General features: G+C 61.5%; 1 protein-coding gene. It reads right to left on the reverse strand.

From position 1 onward, the window contains the following. Positions 1-130: 130 nt before the first annotated feature. A complete protein-coding gene (locus tag WKI47_RS20215) occupies positions 131-11,281 on the reverse strand; it encodes an S-layer homology domain-containing protein (protein WP_340228989.1) in 11,151 nt (3,716 codons plus the stop codon). Positions 11,282-11,405 lie beyond the last annotated feature (124 nt).

The raw sequence follows: 11,405 nt of genomic DNA on the forward strand, positions 1-11,405 counted from the left end.
TGATTGATAAAGGATTCCGATCTTTTTTCCGTATAAAAAAGGACTGTCCGCTCACCGGATTCCGGTCGTCGGGACAGTCCTTTTTTTGTTGCATGCAGCCAAACGGCTTTACTTGCGGGTCCGCTTGCCGTTATTCGATCGTGAAGTTGTTGTTCATCCGATCGATCAATCTGGCAATGACCGTAGCCGCTTCTCCGCGCGAAGCGTTATTGCCCGGATCGATCCGGTTGCCCGGCTTGCCGATGATCAGACCTTCCTGAAGCATCCGCGCGACCGGTTCTTGCGCCCAATTGCCGACCGACGAATAATCGTTATACGCCGAAGCGCTGTCGTAATCGGGATCGCTGCCGAACACGTCGGATTGCAGCCATTGCATCGAGTTCATCAGGATTTGCGTCATTTCCTGACGGGTGATCGTATCGTTCGGCTGGAACGTTCCGTCGCCGTAACCTTGAACGATGCCTTGTTCGTAAGCGCCCTGTACATGCGGCGCGTGCCAATCGTCGGTATCTACATCGTCGAAAGCCGGATCGGCGTTCGACGCGATGCCGAGCAGCGACGAGACCATCTTCGTGAACTCGGCGCGGGTTACATCGGAATCGGCATCGAACGTATTGGCGTTTTTGCCATTGAGAATGCCCAGCGAAGCCAGTCGTTCGATCGAATCCTGCGCCCAGTGGCCTTGAATATCGGCGAAGGTGCGATTGCCCGCCGTGACCAAAGGCACGACGCGGCCCGTACCGTCCGCTTCAAGTTCTTCGCCTTCGCCAAGCGTTTCAGGAGTGACCGGATTTCCCCCGCCTGGCGTGGTAGCCGGCGTCACCGGATTGGCTCCGTCTCCTCCAGGCGTAGCTGTACCGCCTCCGGTTCCTCCGCCGGTTCCCGGCCCTTGTTCTTCAACCCGTGCCGGGTACGTGATAAGAGTCGGTGCGCTTTGCGTAGTTCCTCGCGTCAGCGTCACTTGAACGCTTCCGCCCGCTTCGTTCAGCGAGACGGGAATCGCGATGCTGGTTGCGCCCGGTTGAACCTGGGCGCGGCCGATAATCGTAGTGCCGTTGGCGGCATAGATCGTAACGATGTCTCCCGGCTGAACGTTAGTCACGACGACGCTGCTGCCTGTCGCGCCGTTATTGTTCACCGTGACGTCGGAAGCGACAGGCGCCGGCACGGAAGCCGGTTCGGCCCCGTAAGCGACGGATGTTTTGCCGCTTTCGATCCCGCCTCTCGTAATCGAAACTTGAACGCTGCCTCCGGCTGCATTCAATGTGACCGGAACAACCCAGGTCGCCGGATCGGAACCTACCGTGACGCGATCAAGGATCGTGGTTCCGTTCGCTGCATAGACCGTAATAATATCTCCGGCTTGCAGTCCTGTGAGCGTCACATTATCCGAATTGCCCGTAATGTTATTGACCGTTATGCTGGCTGCGGCCGGCGCGTCCAGCGTCGTCGGTTCAGCCGTATAATTCGGCGAAGCCGGCTGGCTTTCCACGTTGCCGCGCGTGATCGTCACGTTCACGATTCCGCTTCCTTCAGGCAGCGTGAGCGGAATCGTGAGGGTGCCGGCGGTCGTGGCCGTTACCCGCGCCAGTACGGTTGTCCCGTTCGCCGCGTAAACGGTGACCGTATCCCCGACCTGCACGTTGGTCACCGTCACGGTGTCCTGCGAACCCAGATTATTCACGACCTGAATATCGCTGAGCGCAGGCGCCGGAACGTTATTGCTTTCCGCCAGGTATGCTTTTGGCGTTTTGGCGCTTTGCACGTTGCCGCGCGTGATTGCTACGCGCACATTGCCCGCCGCCGCGCCGAGCGTGACGTTCAGCGTAAGGGAACCTGCGGCCGTAGCGGTCGCCTGACCCAGAACCGCGATGCCGTCGGCCGCGTAGACCGTGACGATATCGCCGATCTGCAAGCCGGCTACCGTTACGGTATCGGCATTGCCCGTATTGTTGGTCACGGTGATGTCGTCGGCCGAAGGAGCGGTTACGGTACTGCCTTCGGCGGTATAGCTTTTCGGCGTTTTGCCGCTTTCGGCCGTGCCGCGCGTGATCGACACCTGCACGCCGCCCGCTCCCGGATCGAGCGTAACGTCGAGCGTGATCGTTCCGGCGGTCGTCACCGTTTCTTTGCCCAGAATCGTCGTGCCGTTATTCGCGTACACGGTCACGATGTCGCCGACCTGCACGCCTGTCACGGTCACGGTGTCGCTATTGCCCGGATTGTTGGCGACCGTAATGTCGTTCGCGTCCGGAGCGGTCACGCCGCCCGGTTCGGCTACGTAAGTCTGCGGTGTTTTGCCGCTTTCGGCCGTGCCGCGCGTGATCGATACCTGCACGCTGCCCGCTCCCGGATCGAGCGTGACTTCGAGCGTGATCGTTCCGGCGGTCGTCACCGTTTCTTTGCCCAGAATCGTCGTGCCGTTATTCGCGTACACGGTCACGATGTCGCCGACCTGCACGCCCGTCACGGTCACGGTGTCGCTATTGCCCGGATTGTTGGCGACCGTAATGTCGTTCTCGTCCGGAGCGGTCACGCCGCCCGGTTCGGCTACGTAAGTCTGCGGCGTTTTGCCGCTTTCGGCCGTGCCGCGCGTGATCGATACCTGCACGCTGCCCGCTCCCGGATCGAGCGTGACTTCGAGCGTGATCGTTCCGGCGGTCGTCACCGTTTCTTTGCCCAGAATCGTCGTGCCGTTATTCGCGTACACGGTCACGATATCGCCGACCTGTACGCCCGTCACGGCGACGGTGTCGTTGTTGCCCGCATTATTGGTCACCGTGATATCGCCCGGCAACGGCGCGGTTACGCCGGATGTCTCCGTGCCGTAAGTTTGCGTCGTCGGCGGACTTTGCAGACCGTAGCGCACGATCACGACCTGCACGCTTCCGCCTGCCGGATCAAGGATGACCGGAACCGCAAGTGTCGAGCCTGAAGCGGTCGCCTGACCGAGAACGGTCGAACCGTCGGCCGTATAGACGATCACCCGATCGCCCGCCGTCAGATTTTCCACGGTGACGAAATCGGTGGCCGCTCCGTCGTTGTTGACGATCGAGATGTCCGCGGCATTCGCGGCGCTCGGAGCGATCGCGTCGTACACGACCGTTACCGGTGCGCTGGTATCAGGGCCCCGCGATACGGTAACGCGAATCGTGCCGCCTTGCGGCAAGAACGTGAAGCCCGGGACCGAAGCCGACGTCTCGCCGGTCGCGACCGGTTGAGACGCGTTCGGCGCGCCTCCGTCGACCGTAACGTTAACGATGTCGCCTTCCTGCAAGCCGGATACGATCACGATGCCGGCATCGCGGTTATACGTGACTTGCGTAACGGTCGGAGGTTGAAGCGTGCCTGCCGCTACCGGAGCGTAGGTCACGGACGTCGGAGGAGTGCTTTCGATACCGCTGCGTTCGAGTACGGCATCGAATGTACCGCCCGCTTCCAGAAGCTGGCCGGACGCAACCGTAATCGTAACTTCTCCGTCCGCAATCGCCGAACCGCGCGCGATCTCCGAACCGCCGACTCTCAGGATAATGGTATCGCCGGCGAGAATGCCGACGTTGCTGACGACTACCGTACCGGAGCCGCCTTGATAGACTGTCGTATCGAACGACGCGCTATCGATCGCCGGAACCGCTTCGTCCGAATAAGTCGCTTGCGTTTTCAAGCTTTCCAGTCCGGCGCGAGTGATAGAGACGTAGACATTGCCCGCGTTCGCGGTCAATTCGACCGGAATCGAAACCGTGGTGCCCGTCGCCGTATTCTGACCAAGCAGCGTCGTCTGGTTGCTTGCGTAAACCCGAACCAGATCGCCGTTTTGAACATTGGCTACCGTAACGGTATCGTTTGCCGTTCCTGGTTGATTGTCGACCGTGATATCCCCGGATACCGGAGCGTCAGGCGCGGTCGGTCCTGCCGGTTCGGCCACATAGCTGACCGGATCGGACAACGCGCTTTCCAGACCGCCGCGCTCGATGCTGACGCGAACGTCTCCCGCCGCCGCGCCCAGCGATACGGCTACGACGGCCGTCGTTCCCGTCGAAGTATGCTGACCGAGCAGCGTCGTGCCGTCCGTCGCGTAGACGCGGACCAGATCGCCCGTTTGAACATTCAGGACAGTAACGGTATCGTTCGTCGTTCCCGGTTGATTGTCGACCGTGATATCTCCGGATACCGGAGCGTCAGGCGCGGTCGGTCCTGCCGGTTCGGCCACATAGCCGACTGGATCGGACAACGCGCTTTCCAGGCCGCCGCGCTCGATGCTGACGCGAACGTCTCCCGCCGCCGCGCCCAGCGATACGGCTACGACGGCCGTCGTTCCCGTCGAAGTATGCTGACCGAGCAGCGTCGTGCCGTCCGCCGCGTAGACGCGGACCAGATCGCCCGTTTGAACATTAAGGACGGTAACGGTATCGTTCGTCGTGCCGGTCTGATTATCGACCGTAATATCGGCGATTGCCGGAGCGTCAGGCGCCGTCGGCGCCGCCGGTTCCGCCGCATATGCCACCGGAGCGGACAACGCGCTTTGCAGGCCGCCGCGCTCGATGCTGACACGAACATTGCCTGCTGCCGCGCCCAGCGATACGGCTACGACGGCCGTCGTGCCCGTCGAAGTATGCTGACCGAGTAGCGTCGTGCCGTTCGCCGCGTAGACGCGTACCAGATCGCCGTTTTGCACATTCGATACCGTGACGGTATCGTTCGTGGTGCCTGTCTGATTGTCGACCGTGACGTCGCCTGCCGCCGGAGCGTCTGGCGCGGTCGGCGCCCCAGGCTCCGCCGTATACGCAACCGCAACGGACAACGCGCTTTCGATGCCGCCCCGTTCGATCGTTACCCGGATGCTGCCGCCGGCCGGATTCAGTTCAACCGGAATCGTGACGCTTGTTCCGGTCGAAAGAAGTTGGCCCAGCAATGTCGTTCCGTTTGCCGCATAGACGCGAACCAGATCGCCGGAGCGTACATCGTCGACCACGACGACGCTGTCGGAAGTCGTGCCCGGCGCATTCGTCACCGTGATATTACCGGCCGCTGGAGCCGAAGGAGCCGCCGGAGTCGGATCGGCCGCATACGTTACCGCTACCGACCGGTCGCTCGCCGTTCCGCCGCGTTCGACCGTCGCGGTTACACTTCCGCCCGCCGCATTCAGCGCGACCGGAATCGTGACGCTTGTTCCGGATGCCGTCGCTTGGCCGATCGGCGTTGTTCCGTTCGCTTCATAAACGCGTACCAGATCGCCCGACTGCACGCCGGTTACGGTTACGCTGTCGTTGACCGTGCCTGCATTATTCTGCACGGCGATATTGGCCGCTGTCGGCGCATTCGGTTTTTGTACCGTTTCCGCGCCGTACGTCACAGCCGTTCGCGTGCTTTGGAATCCGCCGCGTTCGACGCTGACGCCGACCGTGCCGCCTCCCGCCGCAAGCGCGACGTAAATCACGACGCTCGTTCCGGTCGAAGTGCGCTCGCCCAGTTCGACGGTGCCGTCAGCCGAGTACACTCTGACGATATCTCCCGAAGCGACGCCGAGTACCGTGACGGTATCATTGGCCGTTCCCGGCGCGTTGACAACGGTAATGTCTGCCGCTGAAGGCGGCGGCGTGGTCGAAGGTTCCGCCGCGTAAGCTTTCAGCGTCCCCGTGCTTTCGGTGCTGCCGCGCACGAGACTAACCCGCACGCTGCCGGCCGCGGCGCTCAATTGAACCGGCACGACCACGGTAGACGACGTCGCCGTCGCTTCGCCGAGCAGCGTAGCGCCGTTCGACGTGTAGACTCTGATGCGGTCGCCTGCGGTAACGCCCGATACGGTAACGGTATCGTTGGCGATACCTGCCGCGTTGTTGACGGTAATATTGGCTGCCGGAGGCGGCGTCAACGTTGACGTTTCCGCCGGATACGAGACGGCCAGCGCTCCGCTGGAGACACCTGCGCGCAGTACGAACAGCTTGAGCGTGCTGGCGTACGATTTGAGGCTCAAGGTACGCAGTACCGCCACGCCGGAAGCATTAGCGGTTGCCGTGCCGATCTGCGTGTCCTCGTCGTCATAGAATTCGACTTCGTCGTTTTGCACAAGACCGGTAACGGTCACGACGTCTTCTTCGTTCGGATCGCTTGACCGAACGATCGTGACTTGCGCTTCCTGCGGAACAGGAGGCAGCGCGGCGTCGTATGCCGCATACGTCTTCGGCGTCCGGATGCTTTCGTTGCCGTCGCGAATGATCGACACTTCGATCGTTCCGCCGCTGCCGTCCGCGAGATCGACGCGAACGGTAAGACTTCCGTCCGCATTTGCGGTCGCACGGCCCAGTTCGACTCCGCCGGCCCCGTAAACGACCACGATGTCGCCGGCCGTCACGTTGTCGACCACGACCGGATCGTTATCGCCCAGACCGTTCGTGACGGTAATGTCCGAAGCCGGCGGTCCGGCGTTCGGTTCGGCCGCTTCGGCCGTATAAGTCACGCTTGTCGCCGGTCCGACGACCGTGCGGCGCTCAAGCGCCACCTGAACGGTTCCACCTGTCGGAAGAAGCGTGACCGAAATCGTGAACGCTCCGTTGGCATAGACGCTTGAACGTCCCAGGCTGTTCATGCTTTCGTCGTACACGATGTACGTATCGCCCGTTTCATAATCGGCAGCCGCCACGTCGACGGTGACCGTATCCTGGTTTCCGGTATTGTTGACTACCGTGATGCTGCCTTCGTCGACGCTTGGAACAAGCTCCGCTCCGACCGCGAACGAGACGCCCACGCTTTCGATGCCGCCGCGTACCCGAACAAGCGTCAGCGTTTCCCCGCCCGCCGCAAAGGTCGTTTCGTAAACGTTCGGATTGCTTACCGAAAGCTGGACCGTCAACTCCGATCCGTTGGCCCGATAGACGCGAAGCGTCTCGCCCGCGTTCAGGCCGCCGACGGTCAGCGTATCGCTATTGCCGACAGCATTATCGGCCGATACCAGCGCCGTATCGATCGGCTCGACCGTTTCCGCCCCGTAGATCACCGCGACGTAATCGCTCATCAGACCGTCACGCTCCAGCGTCACGAACAAGCTGCCGCCTTCCGCTTCCAGATTGTCCGGAATCGTGACGGTCACGGAAGCGCCAGCGGACGTGCCGCTTCCGATCTGCACGTAAGACGAATCGTAGACATGAACGATATCGCCTGCCGTAACGCCCGAAACGGTGACGGTATCGACGATGCCGCCCGTATTGGATACGTTCGATACGGAGATATTCGACAACGCCGGCGCCGGAATGACTTCGGCCGCGTACGGCACGCCCGTCGCCGGGCTGTTGATCGTGTTGCGCTTGATCGTGACCTGAACGATGCCGCCGCCCGGAGCCAGCGTGACCGGAATCGTGACCGACGTTGCGCCGGTTGCCACGGTACCGCTTTGGCTAACGTTGGCTTCGGTCGTCACAGTCGCTTCATCGCCCGCTTGAAGACCCGAGACGGTAACCGTGTCGGAAGGACCCGCCGCGTTGACGACCGTCACGTCCGCGACCGCCGGAGCGGCCACGACTTCGCTGGCGTAAGGCTTTTGCGTGCCCTGGCTTTGCAGCGTGTTGCGGAAGATCATGACCCATACCGTGCCGCCGCTGGGCAGCAGCTTCACGTTGGCGGTCGCGGTTCCGTTCGATGCCGTGCCCGGTCCGAGGTACTCGCTGCCGTCTTCGTTATAGACGCGGATTTCGTCGCCCGTTTGCAATCCGCGCACCACGACCGTATCGCCGTCGCCGGAATTGTTCGTTATGGTAATATCCTCGGCCGCAGGCGGCGGAACGAGTTCCGCGTTGTACGCGACCCGCGTCGCCGCGCTGGCGACGCCGCCGATACCGCCGACGCTGTAGCGGATAATCGTGACCGCCGCGTAGCCGCCGGCCGGCGCCAGCTCGACGTTGGCGGTCGCCGTCGTTCCTTGAGCCGCGACCGTATCGCGGTCCACTTCGACGTTGGACGCATCGTACGTCACGACGGTCACGTAGTCGCCGCCGACCAGACCGGAGACTTCGACCCGGTCTTGCGAAGTTCCCGGAGCGTTCGTCACCGTGATTGCCGCCGGAAGAGGAGCGGCGATCGTCTCGGCATTATAGTTCGCGCGGGTAGCGGCGCTGACGATCGTATTGCGTGTGATCGTTACGGTCACGTAGCCGCCGAGCGGAGAGAGTTGAACGTCGGCCGTTGCCGTTGTTCCCGAAGCGGTCGCCGTATCGCTATCGACCTCGGTATCGTCGGCCGCATACGATGTGACCGTAATCACGTCCCCGATTTGCAGGGAGCCGACCGTCACGGAATCGGTTCCCGTTCCGGAACCGTTCGCAACCTGAATATCCGCAACGCTAGGCGCGTTGACGACTTCCGACGCGTAGTTGACAAGCGTTTCGGCGCTGGTCAAGCCGCCTCGAGTCAAACCGACCGCGATCGTTCCGCCGGCCGGAGCAAGCGTAACGTCCACGGAAATCTCATCGGTTCCGGAAGGTCCCGTGACCGTGCCCGATCCGATAGTCGTCAGCGCGCCGTTGCCGTCGACTCCGGAGATCGTCACGAGGTCTCCGACACGAATATCCGATACGGTTACGTTGTCGTCATTGCCGCTGTTGTTGGTCACCGTGATCGAAGCCGCTGCCGGAGGCGTTACGGGTTCGCGGCCGTACGCGACGTCGATCGTCGCGCTCACGCCCCCAAGCGGAGGCGTGAAGCGGAAGCTAAGCGTTCCCCCTCCCGGAGCCAACGTCACCGGAATGCTTACGGTGCCGTCGGACGCGACCGTTCCGGTCCATGTCTCCGTCCCGGTTCCTTGGCTTTGCGAGAAAACTTCGACCGTCGTCAACGGCACCATGCCCGACAGATTGAAAGAATCTTCGTCTCCTTCGGCGTTAATGACCGATATCGAGCCGACGAAATTCGGAATCTCCGCCGGATACGCGACCGGCGTCGCCGTACTTTCCACGCCGTTGCGCAAAATGCTCACGCTCAGCGTGCCGCCGTTCGCCAGCAACGTGAGCGTACCGGAAGCGATGCCGTTGACGGCCGAGAAGGACGCCGTCGTTTCGCCTGTGCGGTACACCCGGATCGAGTCTCCCGCATTAAGGCCGGTAACGCTGACCGTATCGGCGGCCGGACTGGCATTATTGGTGACCCGGATCGCTGCCGGAGCAGGCGGGGCCACGTATTCCGCATTGTATGAAACAGTCGTTTTCGGGCTTTCTACCGTGTTGCGCACGATGCTGACCTGAAGGCTTCCGCCTGTCGGCGTCAGCGTCTGATTCGTCAGCGAAGCGACGAAATTACCGCCGGATTCGACTGCCGTCGTTGTGCCTAGCAGCGTCGTTCCGTTCGCCTGATACACGCGGACGGTATCGCCCGATTGCAATCCGGTCACGCGGACGGTATCCGTAGAAAACGATCCGTTCGTTACCGTGATTGCGCCCGGAAGCGGCGCCGGCACCGTTTCGGCGCTATACGTCGCCGCGGTACGCGCGCTGAGCACGCCGTGCCGTTGAATCGCGACATACGCCGTGCCTCCGTCGGGCGTCAGCGTGACGCCGACCGTGGCGCTGGTCGGGATGCCGTTGTTGCCGACCGCTTCGCGGCCCAGTTCGGTCGTGCCGTTCGCCGAACCGTATACGACGACGGTGTCTCCGGCCAGCAAGCCGGACACCGTCACGGTATCGGCCGATCCGGAGTTATTGACGGTCGTGATCTGCGCCGACGTCGGGGCTTCCACGCGTTCGGCATCGTAGATCAGCGTCAGCTTCGGCCCTTCGATCGTGTTGCGGAGAATACCGACCGTCACGCTGCCGCCGCCCGGCAACAGCGTTACCGGAATATCGATCTCGCCGTTCGTCACCGGAGCGGACGTGAACGGATCTTCGGCACCGACCTTCACCACGATCCGGTCGCCGTTTTCCAGAGCCGTTACCCGGATAAAGTCGCTATCGTTCGGGTTGTTGGTGATCGTCACTTCCGTCGCCAGCAACGAACGGACGGTCTCGGCCACGTAGGCAACCGGAAGCGCGGCGCTTCGGATGCCGTCGCGTTCCAGTACCACGTTCACGTTGCCGCCGCCCGGTTTGAGCGCAATCGTGCCTTGCGCCACTCCGCTCGAATTGGCGGTGAATGTGTCCAGCAACGTCTCGTCGCTTGCATAGACATAGACGATATCGCCTTGCGTAAGACCCGTGACGCGAACGGTATCGGCATTGCCCGATCCGTTAGTGATCGTCACGACGTCGGCCGTCAATGCCGCCAACACTTCCGGCAGGTACACGACCGGCGTACGCACGCTTTCCAGACCGCTACGGACGCGCGAAGCGTACAGCGTGCCGCCGAGACGCGTCAGCGTCGTCGGAATCACGACCGATGTTTGTCCCGACGCCACGGCCGAAGAAGTCGCGAAAGCCGTGCCCCCGGCCAGCGTGCTGTACAGGCGAACGGTATCGCCCGGAGTTAGATTAGTAACGGTTACGCTATCGGCATTACCCGGTTGATTGGATACATAGATCGAATTCACCAAGATCGGCGGCACGATCTCGGCCAGGTACGAAACTTGGACCTTGGCGCTTTCCACGCCGCCGCGCGTAAGACTCACGCTTACCGAACCGCCGCTCGGCGTCAACGTCAGCGGTACGCTGAGCGTGCCGTCTTCGCTTGCGGTCAGCGTCGTACGAAGCGTGCCGTTCGTATTGTAGATTTTGACGATATCCTGCGCTTTGACTCCGCTGAACGCGATCGTATCGTTATCGCCGGAGTTGTTCGTCGTCGTGATGGAAGCCAGAGGAAGGGTTAAAGGCGAGACGAGCAGACTGCCGCTCAGCGACTCGCTCGGATTGGTATTGATGACCGTCAAGGTCACACCGTAGACTTTTGCTTCGAAGTTGTAAGTACCGGAGTTCGGAATGGTTTTTTGCTTAAGCAGCAACGTCGTATTGGCTTGAAGAAGGCTCAGGCTCAAGCCGCTCAAACGTACGCGCTGTCCGTTGTCCAAAATCTGCGAAGGGGTCAGGTTGACGCCGTTGATCTGGTCATCGGTCGTCGCTTTGATCCCGGCGGGCAAAATATAGTCCAATGCCCCGAGATTCAAGGTCAGTACGGCGCTGTTGCTGTACGTCAACGAAATATCCGTCGTATCTCCGGCAACCGCTCCCGGAACGGAAGACGTAACGGTCAGCGTCCCTGCGGCCTTCGCTTTTTCCGGAGCAAGAGGGAACATGGCAATCAACAAAACGATCGCCATCAACCCGCTGAACCATGATTTCCATCCCCGTTTTTGAGCACCTTTCTGCATTGCCTACCAACTCCCTCTCTGTTTCTTTTTCTGCGACTGGACGACGGATTCTTAAGTGAAGAAGCTGGCGCCTTGACCGAATCAAATCTAACGCCTCAATCGGTCAAAGTACGAATAGCTGATG

Origin of the sequence: Saccharibacillus sacchari, assembly GCF_037722395.1 — a bacterium.
Lineage (GTDB): Bacteria > Bacillota > Bacilli > Paenibacillales > Paenibacillaceae > Saccharibacillus > Saccharibacillus sacchari_A.